Below are 21,172 nucleotides of genomic sequence, written 5' to 3' on the forward strand. Positions count from 1 at the left end.
CGGGTGCACAAAGTACCCTTGGAGACTGTGAAGGTACTCGTCATTGGCCCTGGAGGCCGCGAACACGCCATTGTCCGCTCCCTGCTCGCCGACCCCAACGTTTCCGAGGTCCATGCGGCTCCCGGCAACGCCGGCATCAGCAAGCTGGTCCCCACCCACAAGATTGACGGGAATGACCCCGACGCCGTCGCGGCGCTGGCCACCAAGCTCGGCGTGGACCTCGTGGTGGTAGGCCCCGAGGCACCGCTGGCTGCCGGAGTGTCCGACGCCGTCCGCGACGCCGGCATCCCGGTCTTTGGCCCCAGCAAGGCCGCAGCCCAGCTGGAAGCCTCCAAAGCGTTCGCCAAGGAAGTTATGGCCGAAGCGGGAGTCCCCACGGCCATGGCGATGGTGGCGACGAACGCCGAGGAAGCCGCCGCGGCCCTGGACACCTTCGGCGCGCCCTACGTGGTGAAGGATGACGGCCTCGCGGCCGGCAAGGGCGTGGTGGTCACCAACAACCGCGACGAAGCCCTGGCCCACGCCCAGACCTGCTTCGACGCCGCCGGCACCGTGGTGATCGAGGAGTTCCTCGATGGCCCCGAGGTTTCCGTTTTTGTCCTCTGCGACGGCCGCAACACCGTGGCACTGTCCCCGGCGCAGGACTTCAAACGCATCTTCGACAACGACGAAGGCCCCAACACCGGCGGCATGGGTGCGTACACGCCGCTGGAATGGGCTCCCGCCGGGCTGGTCCAGGAAGTCATCGACCGCGTCGCGCAGCCCACGGTCAACGAGATGGCCAACCGCGGCACTCCGTTTGTGGGTGTGCTGTTTGTTGGCCTGGCGCTGACCACGCGCGGCACCCGCGTCATCGAATTCAACGTCCGCTTCGGCGACCCCGAGACGCAGGCCGTACTGGCCCGGCTCAAAACCCCCCTCGGTGCGCTGCTGCTGGCAGCCGCCAAGGGCCAACTGGACAAGGCGGACGAGCTGCGCTGGTCCAAGGAGACCGCCGTCGCCGTCGTCGTCGCGTCCGAAAACTACCCGGACACCCCGCGCACCGGTGACCGCATCCGCGGACTCAAGAAGGTGGATGAGCTCGACGGCGTGCACGTGATCCACGCAGGCACCGCGCTCGACGACGACGGTAAGGTGATCTCCGCCGGCGGCCGGGTGCTCGCCGTCGTTGCCCTCGGCAGCGACCTGGTGGAGGCCCGGGAACGGGCGTACGACGGCGTGGAGCTGGTTCAGCTGGAAGGCTCCCAGTTCCGGACGGACATCGGCCGCAAGGCCGCCCGCGGCGAAATCAAGGTTGCTTCCGGCGCCACCGGAGCGCTCCCCATCACGAAGGCGAAGGCATAACATGACTGAGAACTCCGCCCAGGAACCACAGCAGCCCCGCGGCTTCAGCACCGAAACCCTGGACCTGCCGGGCTGGACGCACGTTTACTCCGGCAAGGTCCGCGACCTCTACGAGCCGGCGGACGAAGCCATCCGCCAGCAGGTGGGCCAGGACTGTGTCCTGGTGGTGGCAAGCGACCGCATCAGCGCCTTCGACCACGTACTGGCCAGCGAGATCCCGGACAAGGGCCGCATCCTCACGCAGTTGAGCCTGTGGTGGTTCGACCAGCTTGACGTGGTCCACCACGTGCTGGCATCCACCGTGGAGGACGGGGTTCCCGCGGCTGTGGAAGGCCGCGCGATGATCTGCCGGAAGCTGGATATGTTCCCCGTGGAGTGCATCGCCCGCGGCTACCTCACCGGCACCGGACTGCTGGAGTACAAGGCCCGGGGGACCGTCTGCGAGATTCCGCTGCCGCCGGACCTGGTGGACGGGTCCCGGCTGGAACAGGCCATCTTCACACCGTCTGCCAAGGCCGAGGTGGGCGAGCATGACGAGAACATCTCCTACAACGATGTTGTGGCCATGGTGGGCGACGACATCGCCGCACGCCTGAGCGAGCTGACCCTGAAGATCTACACCGGCGCCGAGAAGATCGCCCGCGAACGCGGCATCATCCTGGCCGACACCAAGGTGGAGTTCGGCTACGACGCCGTGTCCGGGGCCATCACCCTGGGCGATGAGGTCCTGACGCCGGATTCCTCCCGTTTCTGGGATGCGGCCACGTATGAGCCGGGCAAGGCACAGCCTTCCTATGACAAGCAGTATGTGCGCGACTGGCTCACGTCGGCCGAATCCGGCTGGGACAAGAACTCCGACGTGGCGCCGCCCGCCCTTCCGACGGACGTCGTAGCCAGGACGCGCAGCCGCTACGTCGAGGCCTACGAGAAAATTACCGGCAGGACGTTCGCCTAAAGCGTTCTTGACGGGCCCGGCTTCGGGCCGGGCCCGGCTTCGGGCCGGGCCCGGCCTAGCTTGCTTTGACGTCTTTCGCTGCTGCTGCGGCCCGCTGCTGGGCAAGCCTGATCTCAAGGACCGCGTCCAGTGCCTGCTGGACGCGGTCCGAGGCTCCCGCGGCGCTGAAGGCCTTCTGCGCTTCTTCGAGGTAGACCAGGGCTTCGTCAGACTCGCCGGCGGCCTTCAGTGACTTGCCCAGCAGGAGTGAAACTTCGCCTGCCGTGTGCTTGGCCAGAGCCCCTAATTCCGAGTGGATCTCGCGGAGCTTGTTGATGGCGGCCACGATGTCGCCGGTGAGATACAGCCAGCGCGCGCGGATGAACGCAACTTCCAGCTGGTCGCTCTTGTTGCCGCCCACAATGGACAGCGCCAGTTCAGCGCGCTCGATGCTGGAAAGTGTTTCCGGTTCTACGATTCCGGAGGACAGCCGCACGGCGGCCGAGGCCTTGTTGAAGCGGGCCCACAGATCAATGTCGTTGGCAGGGGACAGCATCCGGGCGGCGCGCTCGTGGTACTTGATGCCCTCGGGGTAGTCGTGCCGCATAAAGGCGACGTTGCCGATCACCCAGGCAACCTCACCGGCAAGCTGGGACATGGAGTGCTCGTCCATCTGGTCATTCATGGCCTGGCAGTACTTCCAGGCCTCGTCCAGGCGTCCGCTCTCCGCCAGCGCGCCGATCAGCGCGCGGTAGGCGCCGATGATCAGCGTGGAACCGTTGGGCAGTTGGCCGCAGAGTTGGACGGCCGCCAATGCGTGTTCCACGGCAGTGCTCAGCTGTCCCTGTCCCTGGCAGATCGCCGCGAGCATCTGGCGGGCACGGACGGCGAGGCCGGCAGATTCCGTGGCCATGGGGTGCTCCAGGAGGTGCTGCATGATCTTTTGGCATTCCTGCCAGTTGCCCTGCTTGATCAGGCATTCGGCCTGCATGTAGGTCATGTTCCACCACGCGCTGGTGTTCTTGCCTTCCAGGGCTATCTGGGCCGCGTTGGCTGCGTGGGTGGCGGCCAGAGGATAGTCCCTGAGGTCCCAGGCCTGGCGCGCGTAGAGGCCGGCCAGGACGTACTCGGCGTCGCTGACTGTGATGGGCTGGCTCCAGGCTTCCAGCGCCTTGGGCGCGAGCTCCAGCCTGCGGGCGAGCTCCTCGATCACTTCGGCCGTCGGCTCACGGCGGCCGGTTTCGAGGAGGGAGATGTAACTGGGGGAATACAGGTCCTTGCCCAGTTCCGCCTGTGTCAGCCCACGTTCGAGACGCTCCGCACGGAGCTTCTCCCCGAATCCGTTGCCCACGGGATTTCCTCCTAATTCTGGACAGTCTTTGTACTCAATGCTTGACAGTCCCTGTGGAAAACATTTTACAATGTATGTCAACAAGGACAGTGCTGACTTTGTAACGAATCCGACTCGTATTGAGGAACTTATATGTTGAAGAAGATTGCGGCCGCTGGCGTACTCGCTGCTGCCCTGGCATTTTCTGCGGCGGCCCCGGCTGTCCTGTCGGCAGGTTCCATCGCCGACACCACCGGCGTAGCCGTAGCCGTTGGCAACTGGCCCGATCCCATGTCCAAGCCCGTCAAGGGCAAGACCGGTGGGGGCACGTACACCACCAACGTTGGCAACTGGCCCGACCCGATGTAAGGAATCCTCGCAGGAGGCACGGCCCCGGGGCATGGTCATCATGCCTCGGGGCTATTTCTTTGTCCGGGCACTTGACCGTTCCTAGCCCGGGCCCTTGACAGCCGGGAAACACAAAAGAGGGCCTCCCTGGGGGAGACCCTCTTTCAATTGGTCGGGATGACAGGATTTGAACCTGCGACCTCGTCGTCCCGAACGACGCGCGCTACCAAGCTGCGCCACATCCCGATCCGCTGCAAAAGCAACTTTACAAGAATAGCCGACGCCGGGCCCGGATGCGAAATCGGCCGCGCATGCCGGGCCAGATCCCTAGACCAGGGAGTCCTTCCAGGCGCCGTGGAGGTCTGCGAAGCGTCCGCCGCCGCCGATGAGTTCCGCAGGGGTGCCGTCCTCAACCACGCGGCCGTCGTGGACCACCAGGACGCGGTCGGCAGTTTCAACGGTGGAGAGGCGGTGCGCGATGATCAGCGCCGTCCGGCCGGCGCCCGCAGCAGCAGAGCCCGCAGCCGCGGGGCCCCCACCGGCCGAACCGGGGGCACCTGCCGGACTGCCGGCGTCGGACGTTGGCCGCAGAAGGCGCGCCAGGCCGCTCTGGACGAGCCGCTCAGAGGGGATGTCCAGCGAGGAGGTGGCCTCGTCCAGGATCAGCACCGCCGGCCGGGCCAGGAACGCCCGGGCGAAGCTGATCAGCTGCCGTTGCCCGGAGGACACCCGGCCGCCGCGCTTGTTGACATCCGTGTCATAGCCTTCGGGGAGTTCGGTAATGAACTCGTGGGCGCCCACGGCCCGGGCAGCATCCTCGATCTCCGCCCGCGAAGCCTCCGGCCGGCCCAGCGCGATGTTGTCCGCCACGGAACCGCTGAACAGGAACGCCTCCTGCGTGACCATCACGATGTTCCGGCGCAGGTCCGTGGTGGTGAGGCTGCGCAGGTCCACCCCGTCCAGGGTCAGGGAGCCGGAGGAGACGTCGTAGAAGCGGGCGATCAGCTTGGCAAGCGTGGATTTCCCGGCGCCGGTCTGCCCCACCAGGGCAACGGTCTGGCCAGCGGGGATGTGCAGGTCCATGGTGGGGATGACCACAGGGCCGTCGCCGTAGCGGAACTCCACACCCTTGAAATCGACGGCGCCCCTGGCATCGCGGAGCGCAACAGGGTTCTTGGGCGGACGGACCGTGGGAACCTCCTCCAGCAGGCCGGACACCTTCTCCAGGGCAGCCTGGGCGCTCTGGAAGGAGTTGTAGAACATGGCCATCTGGTCCACCGGCTGGAAGAAGCGTTTGGTGGAAAGGATCAGTGCCAGCAGCACACCCACGGCAAGGTCCCCGCCCAGCACACGGAACCCGCCGAACAGGAGCACCACGGCCACGCAGACGTTGCCGATCAGCACCAGCCCGGGCTGGAAAACGCCGTGAAGGTTGATGGAGCGCACGGTGACCAGCCGGTAGTCCTCGGACAGCTGGCCGTACGTCTCGGCGTTTTCAGTTTCCTTGCGGAAGGCCTTCACGGCGCGGATCCCGGTCATGGTCTCCACAAAGTGCACAATCAGCCGGGCGGACACCACCCGGGATTCGCGGAACACGATCTGGGAGTGCTTCTGGTACCAGCGCGACAGGAAGTACATCGGGACGCCGGCGGCCAGCACGATCAGCCCGCTGCGCCAGTCCAAGGCAAACACCGTCACAGCCGTGAAGACCATGAACAGTAGCCCCGAGGCAAGGGAGCTGACACCGGAGTCGAGGAGTTCCCGCAGCGCCTCCAGGTCCGAGGTCTGCCGGGCGATGATGCGTCCCGACGTGTACTTTTCGTGGAACTCCAGGCTCAGGCGCTGTGTGTGCCGGAAGACCCGGACGCGCAGGTCCAGCAGCATCGCCTGGCTGAGCCGCGCGGTGGAGGTGACGTAGAGGGCGGTGAGTCCCGCCGTCGCGATCGCTGCGAGCAGGTAGGCGACGCCGGTAAGCACCAGAGGGAGGTTGTCGCCCGCCTGCAACGACGGGAGCGCGTGGTCGATGCCGAACGCGATCAGTGCAGGCCCGGCCACGCGCGCGGCCTGGGACAGGACCACGGTGGCGATGGTCAGCCAGAACCTGAGCCGCACCGGACGGATCAGGGTTGCCAAAAGGGCGAGCGACCGCCGTCGTACGGTTTTACTGTCCGACTTGCTGAGGTGGGTGTTGTCCTCGTTGGCGGTGCCGAAGGTTGCGTTACTCATCGGATGCTGTCCTCTGACTCGTCCTCAAGCTCCGACAGTTCCGAATCCAGGTCCCGTGGTTCCTGGTCCAGGCTGGCGATGACGTAGCGGTAATGGGGATTGTGCGCCAGAAGCTCCGTGTGGGTTCCGACGGCGGCGATCCGGCCTTCCTCGAGCAGCGCCACCCGGTCAGCCAGCGCCACGGTGGACGGGCGGTGCGCGACAATCAGCGTAGTGGTGTCCTTCAGGACCGCGCGGAGCCGGGTTTCCACGAGCTCTTCGGTGTGCACGTCCAGGGCCGAGAGCGGATCGTCCAGCACGAGGACCCGGGGCCGCGCCGCGATGGCCCGGGCCAAGGCAATCCGCTGGCGCTGCCCGCCGGACAGGCTCAGGCCCTCCTCTCCGATGAGCGTGTCCACGCCCTCCGGCAGCGAGTACGCGAAGTGCGCCTGCGCTACATCCAGGGCTTCATCCAGGGCTGCCTCGGTCCGGTCCGGCGCCCCGAGGAGCACGTTGTCGCGGACGGAACTTGAGAACAGCGTGGTGTCCTCGAACGCGACGCCCACCACGCGCCGGAGCCCGTCGACGTCGAACTCGCGCAGGTCCACCCCGTCGATGGTGATGGAGCCGTCGGTGACGTCGAACAGGCGCGGGACCAGCTGGATCAGCGCGCTCTTGCCGCTTCCCGTGATACCCACCAGAGCCATGGTCTCGCCCGGCCGGACGTCCAGGTTGATCTCTTTGAGGATGGGCTTGTCCGGCGCGTCCTCGAACGCGAATGTGGCGTTCTTGAAGCTGAGCGCGCCCTTCAGGTGGGAGGGGGTGCGCGGCGCCGGGGGACTGGTGATGGTGTTGACCGAATCCATGACCTCGAAGTGGCGGTCGACGGCGGACTTGGCGGTGAGTGCCATGGCCAGCAGCATGCCGGAGAACTCCACCGGCGTCGCAATGACGGCGGCGGTGGCGAAGAAAGCCACCAGGGCGCCGATGCTCAGCTGGCCGCTGGCGCAGAGCATCACACCCACCACGAGCCCGGCGCCGAGCGCGAGTTCCGGCAGCAGGGTAACCACCATGGTGAACGTCGCCTGGTGCTTCGCCTTCACGATCTCGGTCTGGCGGAGTTCCTCGGCCTGCTCGTTGAAGTTCTCCAGGGCCTCGCGGCTGCGGCCGAAGGCCTTCAGGACGCGGATGCCGTGGACGGATTCCTCCACCGTTGTGGCGAGGTCGCCGGCCTGGTCCTGGCTCCGCCGCGCCACCTTGCTGAAGCGCGTCCGGAACCGGAACCCGTAGGCCATGATGGGCACCGCGGCGGCCAGGAAGATCAGGGCCAGCTGCCAGCTCATGGAAAACATAACCACAATGCCGATGACCACCGTGAGCGTGGTGACCACCAGCATGATGGCACCGAACGCCATCCAGCGGCGCAGGAAGTTCAGGTCCGTCATGGCGCGCGACAGCAGCTGGCCGGAGCCCCAGCGGTCGTGGAAGGACACGGTCAGGTCCTGCAGGTGCCCGTACAGCGAGACCCGCATCCGGGTTTCCACGGTGGTGGCCGGGTTGATCACAAACTGCCGGCGGAGGGCCACGAGTCCCGCCTCGGCGATACCCAGGACCAGGATGACGACGGCGGCAGTCCAAACGGCGTCCGACGCGCCACCGGGTTTGAGGGACTCATTGACGAGGACCCGCAGCACCTGCGGGATGGTCAGCGCCACGACACTGGCCAGGAGTGCGCAGAGTAGCCCCATCACCAGCCGGGGGATGATCGGCCTCACGTGAGGGTAAAGACGGCTGATGGATCTGAAAAATGAGGTCTGCTTGGCCATGCCCGCTTCTCAAGCTCTAAATCGAATGTAGTTTCCCTTAGCAACTACCCTATGCCATGGCGTGAGCAGGTTCACACCTTCCGCCCCCGGTTGCTCTATCACTTCCGGTTGCTATCCGAGGGCAGAGTCATACGGTCGTAGCAACGCTCTGATTGATGGAGCGTTTTCATGGCCAGATCATTTCCTCCGAATACCCGCACCGAGTTCGTTGACATGGTGTGTGGCGGGATGTCGATTGTCGCTGCCGCGCGGCGTGTCGGAGTCACGCATGGGGCTGGGAGGAACTGGTGGGCCCAGTCTGGCCACATGATGACTGTGAACATGGGCGCTGTTGGGGGTCTTTCGGATCCGGCACCGACGGCGGACGGTCCGGGTGGCCGGGCGTTGAACTTGGCTGATCGGGGGATGATCCAGATGGGTCGGCGGAAGGGACTCAGCTATGCCGACATTGGTGAGGCGATTGGTCGGGACAAGTCGGTGGTCTGGCGGGAGGTGAACCGGAACGCCAGCGCGGACGGGGTGTATTACGCCTCGGTCGCCCATACGAGGGCGCATCAGGCCAGGCGCCGGCCCAAGGCGTTGAAGCTGGTCGAGGACGAGGATCTGTGCCGGCTGATCGGCGTGTGGATGGATGACGGGTGGAGTCCGAAACTGATCTCGGCGATGTTGGCGTTTTACTTCGCCGGTGATCACACTATGCAGGTGAGCCACGAGACGATCTACCAGGCGCTGTATGTTCAATCCCGCGGAAGTCTGCGGGCAGATCTGGCCGAGAAGCTCAGCCTGAAGCGGAAGCAGCGCGTTCCCCACGCCGCGGACCGGCACAAGAACAGCCCTTACAAGGAGGCGTTCAAGATCAGTGCGCGCCCGGCCGAGGTCCAGGACCGGGCGGTGCCGGGGCATTGGGAAGGTGACCTCATCATCGGCTGCGACGGGACCGCGATCGGAACACTCGTGGAACGCTCGACCAGGTTCACGATCCTCCTCCACCTCGCCGGGGACCACACCGCTGAGACTGTCGCCGCCGCGATGATCCGGGAGATGGGCCAGCTCCCGGATCACCTGCGACGGTCGATCACCTGGGACCGCGGCACGGAACTGGCCGAATACGCCCAAATCCAGACCGCACTCGAGACCACGCTCTACTTCTGCGACCCGCACTCACCCTGGCAGCGCGGGACCAACGAGAACACCAACCGGCTCCTGCGGTTCTGGTTCGAGAAAGGCTCTGACCTCTCCGTTCACACCCCGGAGGACCTCCGCCGGGTCGCCGCGAAACTCAACCGCCGGCCCCGGCCCACCCTTAACCTCGAGACCCCAGCCAACCGGCTGAACCAGCTGCTACACGCGGCATAAACCCCCGCGTTGCTCCGACTACTTGACTTTGCCGAGCCTGTTGGCGACTCGAACTGATAGAGCAAGTGGGCTATTCGGGGGAGGTGAGCGTCAGCAGGACGGCCTCGGGTTTGCAGGCGATGCGGATGGGAGCGAACCGGGAGGTGCCGATGCCGCCCGAGACGTTGACCGGCGTCGTACGTCCGTTGCTTTCCCAGTTGTTGAGTCCCTTGGCCCGCCACGTGGGGAGGTCGCAGTTGGACACCAGGGCGCCGTAGCCGGGGATGCAGAGCTGGCCGCCATGGGTGTGGCCCGCCAGCAGCAGGTCCGCGCCGTCCTGCGTGAAGTGGTCCAGGACCCGCTGGTACGGGGCATGGATGACCGCAACCCGGAGGTGCGCGTTCTCGTCCTGGTCACGGGTGCCGCGGGGCCAGCCCGCATAGCGCTCCCGGCCCAAGTGCGGATCGTCCACGCCGGAGAAGTCAAAACGGATGCCCTTCAGTACCACCGATTGGTGCCGGTTGGTGAGGTCCACCCAGCCGCCCATGCCGAAGCCCGACCGCAGCCGTGGCCAGTCCAGTTCGGTTGGTTTGGGCTTGATCTTGGACGGGCCCAGCAGGTAGGACGCGGGGTTTTTGAAGCTCGGGCCGTAGTAGTCGTTGGACCCCGGGACGAAAACGCCGGGAAATTCCAGGAGCGGGCGCAGTGCGTTCAGCAGGGGCTCCACCGCCTTGACGTGGCTGAGGTTATCCCCGGTGTTGACCACCAGGTCCGGCTCCAGCGACGCCAGCGACTCAAGCCAGCGGGCCTTCGTGTCCTGGCCCGGGACGAAGTGAATGTCGCTCAGGTGCAGGACGCGGAAGGGCGCGTGCCCTGCCGGCAGGATGGGCAGTGTTTCCTCGCGCAGGACAAACTGGTTCTTCTCCCACAGCCCGTATCCGAAGGCGGCGAGACCCGCCGCGGTGCCCGCGCCGGCGGTGACGGCAAAGCCGCGCCCGATGTTCCGGACGCGGCTGGCCAATGCAGGGCTGACTGCCATGGGAGGCTAGTTCTTCTTGTCGCTGTTGCCCGGTGCAGGGTCCGTGGACGGCTGCGGGGCTGGAGCCGTGGCAGGCGCGGTGGCCTGCGTTGACGGCGTGGTCCGGGCAGGCGTTCCGCTCACCATGTTGGTGGGCGGGGCCGTGAACGCGTTGGTGCCATACGCCGGAGCGACCTGGGCCATGTACTTGGAGAACATCGGTCCGGCGATCATGTAGCCGTCGATCGCCTTGTAGAACTGTCCGTTGATCGTCAAGTTACGGCCAGGGCGAAGCTGGTCACCCAGCGGGTCGCCGAACCATGCTGCAGTGGCCACACCGGTGGTGAAACCGACCACCCAGGTGGAGCCGTTGGTGTCGTTGGTACCGGTCTTGGCAGCCACCGGGAAGTTGGTTTTGGTGGAGATCCGGGGTTTGATGAGGGATCCTGACCCCTCATCCAGAACTTTCTGCAAGGCATACGCAACGCCCCGGGCGACCTCCGGTTTGACGGCATCCTTGCAGTTGGAGGACTGGGCCGGGAGCTGTGCGCCGGTCTGGTCCGTGACAGACGTGATGGCGATGGGCTCGCAGTACTTGCCGTCGTTTGCGAACGTGGCAAACGCGGAGGCCATGGTCAGCGGGGCGGTCTGCGTTGAGCCGATCAGGTTGGCCAAAGTGGTCATCTTGACCTGCGGGTTGGGATCGTCAGCCGAGGGCAGGCCACCGTGGATACCGACAGCGTCCACGATCTTCTGGATGCCACAGAGGTCAACCTGCGCCGCCGACGCGAACGTGGCCGTGTTGATTGAGTTCTGCAGGCCGTACAGGACGGTCATGTTCCGGTAGTAGCCGTCGTCGGAGTTCTGCAGGTCGAAGCTGCCGGGAATCCGGGCGTCATACCAGCCCACGGTGGGTTCCGGGCACGTGTTCCTCCAGGGGAAGGCCTGAGGGTACTTGCGCGTGGCGGCGTTGAGGTTGGCGTTCATGGACTTGCCCTCGTTCAGCCACTGGGCGAACGTGAAGGGCTTCATGGTGGAACCGGGCTGGAATCCGCCCAGGCCGTTGAGGTCGTTGCCTTCCTTGTCCAGGCTGTCCACGTTGAAGTTCTGCGTCTGGTTGAACTTGCCTTCGGTGGGCAGGTACGACGTGTTCTGCGCCATGTTCAGGATCTTGCCGGTGGTGGGCTGCACGGAAACGATGGACGCGCCCCAGTTGTCAGGGTTGACGCCGGCCGCCGCATCCGACTCGGCCTGTGCCACGTTCTGGGCATTGACGTCCAGCGTGGTGGCGATGGTCAGGCCGCCGCGGAACACCATCTGCTCACGCTCTTTGGGAGTGGCGCCGTAGGCCGGGTTGTTGAGCAGCAGGTGCAGCACATAGTCGCAGAAATAGGGTGCCGTGGAGGCGTACGCGCAGCCCTGGCGTGACGGGGTGACCTTCGGCTCCACCGGGGTGGCCACGGCGGCGTCGTGATCAACCTGCGTGATCTTTCCCTGGTTCAGCATCAGGCCCAGGACCAGGTCGCGACGCTCCTTGGCGTTCTCCGGGTTGGTGATCGGGTCGAAGGCCGACGGGCTGTTCACGAGCCCCGCAAGGAGTGCTGCCTGCGGGAGAGTCAGATCCTTCGCGGTGCTGCTGAAGAAGAATTTGGACGCGGCCTCGATGCCGTAAGCGTCGCGGTTGAAGAAGACGATGTTGAGGTAGCCCTCGAGGATCTGCTCCTTGGAGAATTTCTTCTCCAGGGCGATCGCGAGCTTCATTTCGCGAAGCTTGTCGCCCACGCCCTTGTTGACACCGTTGAGCTTGATGTCATCAGTGTTTCCCTCGGCGGCGAGGTTGGCGTTGAGTACGTTGTTCACGTACTGCTGGGTGATGGTGGAGGCACCCTGTTTGTTGCCGCGGGCCGTGCTGACCATGGCGCGGAGGATGCCGGTGGTGTCCACACCGCCATGATCGTAGAACCGGCTGTCCTCGACAGCGATGATCGCTTCCTTCATGAACGGCGAAATCTGGTCGAGGGCAACCTTGGTCCGGTTTTCCTCGTAGAGGTTCGCGATCAGGCTGCCGTCAGCGGCGAGGATCCGGGTGGACTGGCTGGGCGGGTCCACCTGCAGCTCTGCCGGGAGGGTATCGAAGAACTCGATGGAACCGCTTGCCGCGCTGCCGGAAACGGCCGCAGCCGGGACCAGCAGGCCCGCCACCAGGACACCACAAATCGCGCTCACACCGAGGAAACCAAATATCTTTCCGAGGGTAGTGGCCGTGTCGAAAATGGGGTTCTTACGAGTCACCATGTTTTCCACTTTACCGGCAAGGACTAGTCTTTAGCTCATGACCAAATGGGAGTACGCGACGATTCCGCTCATTATTCACGCCACCAAGCAGATTCTGGACCAGTGGGGAGAGGACGGCTGGGAGCTCGTCCAGGTAATCACCGGACCCGACGGCAACGGCCTCGTTGCCTACCTCAAGAGGGAGAAGCAGTAGCGATGAGCACCCCCGCAGAGACCACGTCCGGCGCGGAAACCGCGCCGATTTCAGCCGTAGAACAGCGCCTCGCCGAGCTGGGACTGACCCTGCCCGAGGTGGCCGCTCCCGTCGCCGCTTACGTGCCGGCCGTCATCACCGGAAGCCATGTTTACACCTCCGGCCAGCTGCCCTTTATTAACGGCAAACTCGAAGCAACCGGCAAGGTCTCCACCGGCACAGAGGGCGCCTCCGACGAGCCCACCGTGTCCCCGGAGGACGCCAAGGCCTACGCCGCTGTCTGCGCCATCAACGCGCTGGCGGCCATCAAGAGCGTCATCGGCGATCTGGACCGCATCACCCGCATCGTCAAGGTGGTGGGCTTCGTGTCCTCCGACCCGGCCTTCACCGGACAGCCGGGCGTCATCAACGGTGCGTCCGAGCTCCTCGGCCAGGTCTTTGGTGACGCAGGCCAGCACGCCCGCTCCGCCGTCGGCGTGTCCGTTCTTCCGCTCGACTCTCCCGTAGAGGTCGAACTGATCGCTGAATTCAGCTAAGGACCCGGTTCACTCAATTGCCTCAGCTCGCCCGACGCTTGTTTGCCCTTCCTCCGGATCTTGAAGGGGCTGCCCAAAGCTGGCTCGAACACGGCGAGCGGACACCGCGTGCCGCCCGCTACGCATCGTCCGTGGTGCTTCTGCGGGATTCGCCCACCGGCCTGGAGACGTGGCTGGGGTACCGGCCCGGCTCCTCGCCGCTGGGCGTCCTCGCCTTCCCCGGAGGTTCCCTGGAGGCGTCCGACGACGACGCCGTCGGTTGGCTGGGCCCCTCACCCCAGCATTGGGCCGAGCAGATGGGGACGGACGACGTCGGGCTGGCGCGGCGCCACGTGGTGGGCGCCATCCGCGAACTCTTTGAGGAAGCCGGCGTGCTCCTTGCCGGGCCGGATATGTCAACCACCGTGGAAAACACGTCAACGCACGACTGGATGCGGGCCCGCGTGGCCGTTGCCGACCAGGAGAAGACCTTCACGGAGCTGCTCGCCAAGCGGGGACTCTCGCTGCGGACCGACCTGCTGAAGCCGCTCGTCAACTGGCGCAGCCCCGACTTCGCGCACCGCCGCTTCGACACCCGCTATTTCGCCGCCACCGTCCCCATGAACCAGCAGCCCAGCCTGCTGGAGAGCAAGGGCGTCTGGGGCCGCTGGGTGTGCGCCACCAAGGCCATCGCCGCGCGCAGCACCACGGCCCTGGGCGATGAAGTGGGCCAGGAGAACACCGTTGGCCTTACCCTCGGCCAGCTCCTGGTGCCGGGGTCGGAGATCATGCTGGAGAAGATGGCCGCAGCGAACGGCTGCATCGCCTACCTCAGCTACAAGCGCAAACCCCACGTGTACCAGGCACGGCTGGTCGATGAAGAGGGCACGCTCATGCTCGAAGTCGAGGCCGCCAAAACCGTAGCCGGAGACCCCCAGCGCGAACGCTAGCCTGTCCGCGGATCAGTTGGGTCCGCGGACCGAAAATGGACATCCTCTGCGCGCTGCTCCTTCGTCGCTCTGACGCACGCTGCCGGATCCCCATTTCCGATCCGCTCGGGTGACTTCCCGGTGCGGTTGGGTGCAGCCGCGATGCGCTCCTACGCGAAAGACCGCCGTCCGGCTTGAACGCTCTCTCACCTAATGCGGGTTTTTGGGCAGCGCTCTCTCACTTCCGGTGCTGCGGAAGTAGGTCGGTCGGTACTGGGGGTCCTAATCGAGGCGGATTGCGGGGCTTCGCAGAGGAGCGCATCGCGGTCGATCGCAGCGCGGAGGTCGCCCCGCGACCGGAGTGGTGCCCTTCGGCCGTGTCTAAGCGACGGCGAAGGGCCGTCTTCCGCCGGAGGTGAGTTAACAACAAAAGCCGCTCCGGTTCAGAATCGGAGCGGCTTTGTTATTTGGCTTAGCGGGAGCGCTGGCGGAGGCGCTGCATGTCGAGGATCACTACGGCACGGGCTTCGAGGCGGAGCCAGCCGCGCTGAACGAACTCTGCCAGGGCCTTGTTGACCGTCTCGCGGGAGGCGCCTACCAGCTGGGCCAGCTCTTCTTGCGTGAGCTCGTGGGCTACCAGGACACCGTCGGTTGCCGGGCGGCCGAATCGGTCGGCCAGGTCCAGTAGGGCCTTGGCCACGCGGCCGGGGACGTCGGAGAACACCAGGTCCGAGAGCGAATCGTTGGTGCGGCGCAGGCGACGGGCCAGGGCCTGCAGCAGCTGCGCCGAAACCTCGGGGCGTGTCCGCAGCAGGGCGTTGAGGCTTTCGTTCTTCAGGCCAGCAAGGCGGGTTTCGGAGACAGCCGTGGCCGTTGCCGTGCGGGGGCTGGGGTCAAAGAGTGCCATTTCGCCGAACAGTTCACCCGGGCCCAGGATGGCGAGCAGGGACTCCCTGCCATCGGGGGACGTGCGGCCCAGCTTCACCTTGCCGGAGACGATGAAGTAGAGCTGGTCGCCCTGGTCGCCCTCGCGGAATACCGATGCACCGCGGGAGAGGTCCACCTCGGTCAGCTCGTCCGTCAGCAGGCGGAATGCTTCGTCGTCGAGCGTGGCAAATAGGGGTGCTCGGCGCAGTACCTCGATGTCCATGAAATCTCCTGAATAAAAAGTGTCGGCTGTGGCGCTTTTGCCATTGTTTCAGAATTTTCAAGGTTCTGTGACGTACTTGGCAGCGGAAACGCCGCGGACAGTGTGTAATGCGGGCCTTATCCGTCGCCCGGCGGCGCCCGGGGTGTGAGTTTGACGACTGAACGTGAGGCGAACCGGGCCCCAATAGGCGGGAGACTGGCGCCCACAGAATAATGTCAGCCTGCGCCACTAGAATTGGGTCTCAACCGTATTAGAGGAGCGCTCAGTGTTTGGCTTGACTGTTCTGGACCTGGCGCTGATCCTGGCCCTGCTGTCTTACCTGATCTATGGCCTGCGCAACGGCTTCCTGGTAACCCTCGGGGGTATCGCCGGCTTTGCCGCAGGCGCCGTGGCTGCCTTCTTTGCCGTCCCACTGGTCAGCAACTTCGTGGAAGACTCCGGCTGGAGGCTGACCGCCATCGTGGCCGCCGCCGTCGTTCTGATGGCTCTGGGCCATGGCCTCGGGACCATGATCGGGCGCAAAATCCGCGGCGCCGTGCGGATCAAGCCGCTGCGTGCTGTGGACCGGCTGGTGGGCGGGGCCGTCAATGTGGTGGTCTCGGCGTTGGTCATGTCCATGCTTGCCTTCAGCGTCAGCGCCCTGGGCGTTCCGTTTGTGTCCCAGCAACTGGCCGAGTCCAAAGTCATCCGGTACATCGACGGGCTGACCCCTGTCCCGTTGAAGACCACCATGGCGCAGCTACGGTCAACGGTGATCGGCAACGGAATCCCCACGCTGCTGGAAGGCCTGGACCAGGGGCAGCCAGTGGCGGTGCCCAATGCCAGCACCGATACTCCGGCGCTGAACCGGGCCGCACAGTCAGTCCTGAAAATAGCCGGAACCGCCTACCAATGCGGGCAGAACCAGACCGGCACCGGCTTTGTGGTTTCCCCCGGCCGGGTTGTGACCAATGCCCATGTTGTGGCGGGCGTGTCGCAGCCTGTGGTTGAAATTCCCGACGGCGGCGCGCTGCCCGGGCGGGTGGTGTACTTCGACACCAGGCACGACCTCGCCGTTTTGGCCGTTGACGGGTTGCCTTCCGAACCACTCACGCTGACGTCCGACCTGCCTAACGGCAGCCCGGCCGCTTTCGCGGGGTACCCTCACGGCGGTCCGTTCCAGTCCAACCCCGCCACGGTCCAGGACATCACCTCGGTTCTGGTGCCCGACATCTACGGCGAAAACCCGGCCCCGGAAGAGATCTACCGCCTGGCCGGCAACGTCCAGCCCGGGAACTCGGGCGGCCCGCTGCTGACCATGGAGGGCCTGGTGGCCGGCGTCATTTTCGCCAAGGCAACCTCGGACACCGAAATGGGTTTCGCGATCACCATGAATGACCTCTTCCCGGTCGCATCCCAGGCCGCAAGCCTCAGCGCTCCGGTCTCCTCCGGGCAGTGCATCCAGAAGTAGCCCGGGCGGCTTGAGCCACACGAGCCTGAGCCACCCGGCGCCTGGCTACAGCGTTTCGGCCAGGTAGTCGATGGCTAGCTTGTAGCCGAAGACCCCGGCGCCCACGATCACCGCGGCGCACACCGGGGACAAGAAAGAGTGGTGCCGGAATTCCTCGCGCTGGTGCACGTTGGTGATGTGGACCTCGACGGCGGGAAGCTGCACCGCTGCCAGGGCGTCGCGCAGTGCCACGGAGGTGTGCGTGAAGGCGCCGGCGTTCAGCACAATCCCGACGGCGGTGCCGCGGGCTGCGTGGATGACGTCCAGGAGCACGCCCTCATGGTTGGACTGGACGCATTCCACCGTGAAGCCGTGGGCCTGCGCCGTGGTGGCTGCCAGCTGTTCCACGTCCGCGAGGGTGGAGGTGCCGTACTTCTCGGGTTCACGGGTGCCCAGCAGGTTGAGGTTGGGGCCGTTGATCACAAGGATCGTGCCGCGCCCGGCAGCGTTGGTGGCTTCAGTCATGGATGCAAATCTAGTGCCTGGGAGGGCCTGCCGCGCATTGTTGCTCCGCCAAGCGCATCGACTGCTCCGTGGGTGCCCCTTTTCTACGGGCAAAAGGGCACCCTTGGAGCAATCGATGCTAGAGGGCCGTGAACCTCACGACGAGGGCGTGCTCGGGGTTGAGGATGGGCATCGGCAGGCCCACTTCGGCCAGGAAGCGGCCACCGGCCACCGCCCCGTCCGCCAGCCAGGCCGGCGGCTGGACCTGAGTGAACGTGTGGGCGTAGTCGGCGTCTCCGGGCGCCGGGAAGATGGCTTCCACCCGGTAGTCCTGGTCCGGTTCCAGGCCGGGGATGGTGATCCGTCCGGTCTGTTCCGCGAACGCGGTGCCCGTGCTGACCAGGGCGAACAGCGCCGCGGTTGTGCCTGGGCGAACGGTGCCCTGCGAGGCGCCACTGGGGGCCACCACGCCGTGCAGCATCAGGGAATCGCCGGGGACGTCCGCACGGACCATACGCCCGGAGTGGATCAGGCCGCGGTGTTCCTTGTAGAGGGCGATGAAGCGTTTGAGTTCCTCGCGCTCGGCGCCCTGGACCCCGCGGACATCCCACTCCATGCCGAAGTGGCCGAACAGCGCCGTGATGGCGCGGAAGGACAGATCGTGCGTGCGGGCCGTGGTGTGCGAGGTGGTGGGGCCAACGTGACCGCCCACGAGCTCCGGCGGGACCACCAGCCCGGTCCAGCGCTGGATGGTCTGCCGTTCCAGGGCGTCGTTGCAGTCCGAGGCCCAGATGCGGTCAGTGCGTTCCAGGATGCCCAGGTCCACGCGGGCGCCGCCGGAGGAGCAGCTTTCAATTTCGACGCCGGGATGGGCCTTCTTGAGTTCGTCAAAGAGCCGGTACGCGGCGAGGGTCTGTTCGTGGACCGAGGAGCGGCCGGCGTGGCCGTGCTCCAACTGGTCCCGGTTCTGGTCCCACTTGAGGTAGCTGATGTTGTTCTCGCGCAACAGGGCGTCGACGCGGTCGAAAATGTACTGCCACGCGTCCGGGTTCACGAGGTCGATCACATGCTGGTTCCGCCATTCAATCGGCAGGCGGCCGCCGTCCTTGTAGCTCTGGACCGAAGGGCCAACAATCCACTCAGGGTGCGCGCGGACAATATCGGAGTCCAGGTTGACCATTTCCGGTTCCACCCAGAGCCCGAATTCCATCCCGCGCGACGTCACGGCATCGATCAGGGGAGTGAGGCCATCGGGCCAGAGTGATTCGTCGACGTACCAGTCGCCCAGGCCGGCGTGGTCGTCGCGGCGGCCGCGGAACCAGCCGTCGTCGAGCACAAACCGCTCCACGCCCAGTTCGGCGGCGGAGTCAGCCAGCTCGATCAGGGTGGACAGGTTATGGTCGAAATAGACCGCTTCCCAGGTGTTGAGCACCACAGGACGGGGCTTGCGCGATGTGGCGGTGCCGGCTGCGGGGAGCACGTGGTGGGGGCGGGACCGGAACCAGCTGTAGAACGCCTCGCTGATGCCGTCCAGGCCGCGGTCCGAGTACGCGGCAAAGAGCGCCGGCGTGGTGTAGCTGGCGCCGGGTGCAAGGATGACCTCGGCCGGGCCCAGGAGCTCGGAGCCGCCGATCATGGTGCGGCCGTCGCCGATGCTGTCGGCGAACTGTTCGTGGTTGCCGCTCCAGGCCAGGTGCGTGGCCCAGACCTTCCCGTGGCGGTTGCCGAAGCCGGGGGTGCCGGCGGCGAACAGCAGCGAGGAATCGTGTCCCGTGCGGCCGTGCCGGCCGGTGCGGACCCAGGTGCCCTGCTGGATGGGGCGGCGCTGCGGGTGGCGTTCCCGGCACCAGCGCCCGGTCAGGTCAAGGAGTTCGACGGCGTCCGGAGCCACCGGGAGGACGGTGGCCAGCTCGTCGAGCTGGTACGGCGTGTCGCCGTCGTTGGTGAGGGTGTGGCGCAGCTCCAGCAGGCCGCCGTCGTGCAGTGTCAGTGCGGACGAAACGGTCAGTCCGGCGTCGGGATCGGCCTGGACAATAACGACGGCGGAGCTGCCCTCGGCAGTCGCTGTCACGGTGCGGAGGCGGGCCGAGAAATCCAGGCCGGAGACGCCGTCTGTGATGCGGTGGCCGCGGAGGGCGGGACGGCCGCGCCAGCTGGAGGATGCCTGCGGCAGGAGCCCTGCTGGCACGTTGGCGTCGATGGCGGAGTGCGGGATGGGTTCGCCCAGAATGGCGAGGTCCGGCAGGGTGCTGCCAAGATCCGCGCCCCAGTGGATGACCTCGGCCTCCCCGCTGTCGAAGCCCATCACCAGGCTGGTGCCGGCGGAACGGAGGTGGAGGGGGTCCATAAAATGCTGTCCTTTGCGGTGTGGGAGAAAGTAATGAGGCTGTACGCCGCGGGAACGATGCCCGCGGCGCACAGCCGGTCAAGCTGGTGGCCTACTTGAAGAGGGCGTTGACCTGTTCGTTGGCCTGGGTCAGGGAGCTGGCCGGGGCCTTGCCGGACACTACGGCGTCCATGGCGGGCTCCATGATGCCCTTGACCTTGGCGGTGTTGTCCGTGATCGGGTACAGGAACGTGCTCTTGTTCTTGACGTGCTCGGTGAACGCGGAGACGTCCACGTTCTTGGCGGCGAAGGCGGCGGCAGCCTTGTCGGAGGAAGCCTTGAGCGCAGGGAAGACGACGGCCTTGGACGCTACGACGTCCTGGCAGTCAGCGGAGGCGAGGTACTCAACCCACTTGATCGAGGCGTCCTTCTTCTTGGTTCCGGCCCAGATCGAGTCGGCCAGGCCGTTGAACATCGAGGCACGCTTGCCTTCAGGGCCCACCGGAGTGGGGGCGATGCCAACCTCGATGCCCTTGTAGCCGGTGTACTGCCCGGTCATCCACGAACCGTGGGCGTTGATGGCGGACTTGCCCGCTGCGAACGTGTCGGCCATTGCCGCACCGACTGTGGTCTCCAGCTTGGGCATGTAGCCCTTCTGGGCCAGCTCCGCGAACCACTCCATGCTTTCCTGGAACTTGGGGTCGTCGTAGTTGTAGTGCGTGCCCCACGGGTTCTTGTCCGTGTGGGACCAGCCGGTGGTGTTGGTGAGGTAGCTCCACTCCGTCTGCCCGGAGGAGTCGCCGCCGCCGTTGAGGCCTAGGCCATAGACGGCGACGTTGTTCTTGTCGAAGCCGGCCTCGTCGCCGCGCTTGCCGTTCTTGTCAACGCTCAGGTGGGCGATGACCTGTTCGTACGTGCCGCCGTCCTGGGGGTTCCAGGTGAGGTTCTTCATCTGGTCTTCGGTGACGCCGCCGCTGGCGAGCATGGCCTCGTTGTAGAACAGGCCGATGGTGTCCCAGTCCTTCGGCAGGCCGTAGCGCTTGCCGTCCTGGCCAACCCACAGGTCCGCGAGGCCCTCGTTGTACTTGGACAGGTCAATGTTGTCCTTCGTGACGGCCTCGTCGATGGCCAGCAGCTGCTTGTTTTCGGCGAGCTCGCCGTAGCGTCCGAGGTGGTTGGTGAAAACGTCCGGGGCGGTGCCGCCAACAAAGCCGGTGGTCAGTGTGCTCCAGTAGTCGTCCCACCCGCGCTGGGTGATCTTGACCGAGATGTCCGGGTTGGCCTTCGTGAAGTCGTCGGCGCACTGCTGGTAGGCGGGCAGCTGGTTGGCGTCCCACAGCCAGTAGTTGATCTCGCCCTTGGCTGACTCTGCCGAGGAGGAGGATCCGCCACATGCGGACAGGGACAGTGCCATTACAGCAGCGACGGCGACGGCGCCGAGGGATTTCTTCATGGTTCTACTTTCCGTTCGGGAGTTGGGAGAAGCGGGAG

The 21,172-nt window shown here is 65.7% G+C and carries 17 protein-coding genes and 1 tRNA gene; 8 read left to right on the forward strand and 10 right to left on the reverse strand.

Going from position 1 to position 21,172, the window contains the following annotated elements:
• The first annotated feature begins 27 nt into the window (after positions 1–27).
• On the forward strand, positions 28–1,344 hold the full coding sequence (gene purD / locus MUN23_RS12690) for a phosphoribosylamine--glycine ligase (RefSeq protein WP_248764076.1): 1,317 nt from the start codon (positions 28–30) through the stop codon (positions 1,342–1,344).
• Position 1,345: 1 nt separating this feature from the next.
• Positions 1,346–2,299, forward strand: a complete 954-nt coding sequence (locus MUN23_RS12695; protein ID WP_248758663.1) for a phosphoribosylaminoimidazolesuccinocarboxamide synthase — start codon at positions 1,346–1,348, stop codon at positions 2,297–2,299.
• A gap of 55 nt (positions 2,300–2,354) precedes the next feature.
• On the opposite strand, the gene MUN23_RS12700 is transcribed toward MUN23_RS12695, so the two are convergent.
• A complete protein-coding gene (locus MUN23_RS12700; RefSeq protein ID WP_248758664.1) occupies positions 2,355–3,629 on the reverse strand; it encodes a helix-turn-helix transcriptional regulator in 1,275 nt (424 codons plus the stop codon).
• A gap of 132 nt (positions 3,630–3,761) precedes the next feature.
• On the opposite strand from MUN23_RS12700, the gene MUN23_RS12705 reads away from it, so the two are divergent.
• Positions 3,762–3,977: a hypothetical protein gene (locus MUN23_RS12705; RefSeq protein WP_248758665.1), complete on the forward strand. Its 216-nt coding sequence runs from the start codon at positions 3,762–3,764 to the stop codon at positions 3,975–3,977.
• Between the two features lie 148 nt (positions 3,978–4,125).
• On the opposite strand, the gene MUN23_RS12710 is transcribed toward MUN23_RS12705, so the two are convergent.
• The 3 genes from MUN23_RS12710 to MUN23_RS12720 all read right to left on the reverse strand — a co-directional run bounded on the left by MUN23_RS12710 (position 4,126) and on the right by MUN23_RS12720 (position 7,987).
• Positions 4,126–4,202: transfer RNA gene (locus MUN23_RS12710), tRNA-Pro, on the reverse strand.
• An 81-nt stretch (positions 4,203–4,283) separates the two neighbouring features.
• Positions 4,284–6,182 (reverse strand): ABC transporter ATP-binding protein, encoded by a 1,899-nt coding sequence (locus tag MUN23_RS12715; protein ID WP_248758666.1) that lies wholly within the window; start codon positions 6,180–6,182, stop codon positions 4,284–4,286.
• Positions 6,179–7,987, reverse strand: coding sequence for an ABC transporter ATP-binding protein (locus tag MUN23_RS12720; RefSeq protein WP_248758667.1), 1,809 nt, complete (start codon positions 7,985–7,987; stop codon positions 6,179–6,181). The genes MUN23_RS12715 and MUN23_RS12720 overlap by 4 nt, the downstream gene beginning before the upstream one ends.
• Positions 7,988–8,155: 168 nt before the next feature.
• On the opposite strand from MUN23_RS12720, the gene MUN23_RS12725 reads away from it, so the two are divergent.
• On the forward strand, positions 8,156–9,343 hold the full coding sequence (locus tag MUN23_RS12725; RefSeq protein ID WP_371875902.1) for an IS30 family transposase: 1,188 nt from the start codon (positions 8,156–8,158) through the stop codon (positions 9,341–9,343).
• A gap of 70 nt (positions 9,344–9,413) precedes the next feature.
• Here the strand turns inward: MUN23_RS12725 and MUN23_RS12730 are convergent, their stop codons facing one another.
• A complete protein-coding gene (locus tag MUN23_RS12730) occupies positions 9,414–10,361 on the reverse strand; it encodes a metallophosphoesterase (protein WP_248758669.1) in 948 nt (315 codons plus the stop codon).
• Positions 10,362–10,367: 6 nt separating this feature from the next.
• Positions 10,368–12,635: a transglycosylase domain-containing protein gene (locus MUN23_RS12735; protein WP_248758678.1), complete on the reverse strand. Its 2,268-nt coding sequence runs from the start codon at positions 12,633–12,635 to the stop codon at positions 10,368–10,370.
• Positions 12,636–12,672: 37 nt separating this feature from the next.
• On the opposite strand from MUN23_RS12735, the gene MUN23_RS12740 reads away from it, so the two are divergent.
• From MUN23_RS12740 to MUN23_RS12750, 3 genes are read left to right on the forward strand one after another with little or no spacing between them, the layout of a single operon-like run.
• The gene (locus MUN23_RS12740) at positions 12,673–12,828 is read left to right on the forward strand and encodes a DUF4177 domain-containing protein (RefSeq protein WP_099093395.1); all 156 of its coding nucleotides are present in this window, start codon (positions 12,673–12,675) and stop codon (positions 12,826–12,828) included.
• A gap of 2 nt (positions 12,829–12,830) precedes the next feature.
• On the forward strand, positions 12,831–13,364 hold the full coding sequence (locus tag MUN23_RS12745) for a RidA family protein (RefSeq protein WP_058931305.1): 534 nt from the start codon (positions 12,831–12,833) through the stop codon (positions 13,362–13,364).
• 17 nt (positions 13,365–13,381) lie between these two features.
• Positions 13,382–14,293, forward strand: a complete 912-nt coding sequence (locus tag MUN23_RS12750) for an NUDIX hydrolase (RefSeq protein WP_248758680.1) — start codon at positions 13,382–13,384, stop codon at positions 14,291–14,293.
• 451 nt (positions 14,294–14,744) lie between these two features.
• Here MUN23_RS12750 and MUN23_RS12755 read toward each other — a convergent pair whose 3' ends face one another.
• A complete protein-coding gene (locus MUN23_RS12755) occupies positions 14,745–15,422 on the reverse strand; it encodes a Crp/Fnr family transcriptional regulator (protein WP_011693220.1) in 678 nt (225 codons plus the stop codon).
• Positions 15,423–15,687: 265 nt separating this feature from the next.
• Here MUN23_RS12755 and MUN23_RS12760 point away from each other — a divergent pair, with 265 nt between their 5' ends.
• The gene (locus MUN23_RS12760; RefSeq protein WP_248758682.1) at positions 15,688–16,872 is read left to right on the forward strand and encodes a MarP family serine protease; all 1,185 of its coding nucleotides are present in this window, start codon (positions 15,688–15,690) and stop codon (positions 16,870–16,872) included.
• Between the two features lie 45 nt (positions 16,873–16,917).
• Here MUN23_RS12760 and aroQ read toward each other — a convergent pair whose 3' ends face one another.
• The 3 genes from aroQ to MUN23_RS12775 all read right to left on the reverse strand — a co-directional run bounded on the left by aroQ (position 16,918) and on the right by MUN23_RS12775 (position 21,134).
• Positions 16,918–17,376, reverse strand: a complete 459-nt coding sequence (gene aroQ / locus MUN23_RS12765) for a type II 3-dehydroquinate dehydratase (protein WP_248758684.1) — start codon at positions 17,374–17,376, stop codon at positions 16,918–16,920.
• Positions 17,377–17,494: 118 nt separating this feature from the next.
• Positions 17,495–19,702: an alpha-galactosidase gene (locus MUN23_RS12770; RefSeq protein WP_248758687.1), complete on the reverse strand. Its 2,208-nt coding sequence runs from the start codon at positions 19,700–19,702 to the stop codon at positions 17,495–17,497.
• 91 nt (positions 19,703–19,793) lie between these two features.
• Positions 19,794–21,134, reverse strand: a complete 1,341-nt coding sequence (locus tag MUN23_RS12775; RefSeq protein ID WP_248758689.1) for a sugar ABC transporter substrate-binding protein — start codon at positions 21,132–21,134, stop codon at positions 19,794–19,796.
• Positions 21,135–21,172: the final 38 nt, after the last annotated feature.

Source organism: Pseudarthrobacter sp. SSS035 (assembly GCF_023273875.1).
Taxonomy (GTDB): Bacteria; Actinomycetota; Actinomycetes; order Actinomycetales; family Micrococcaceae; genus Arthrobacter.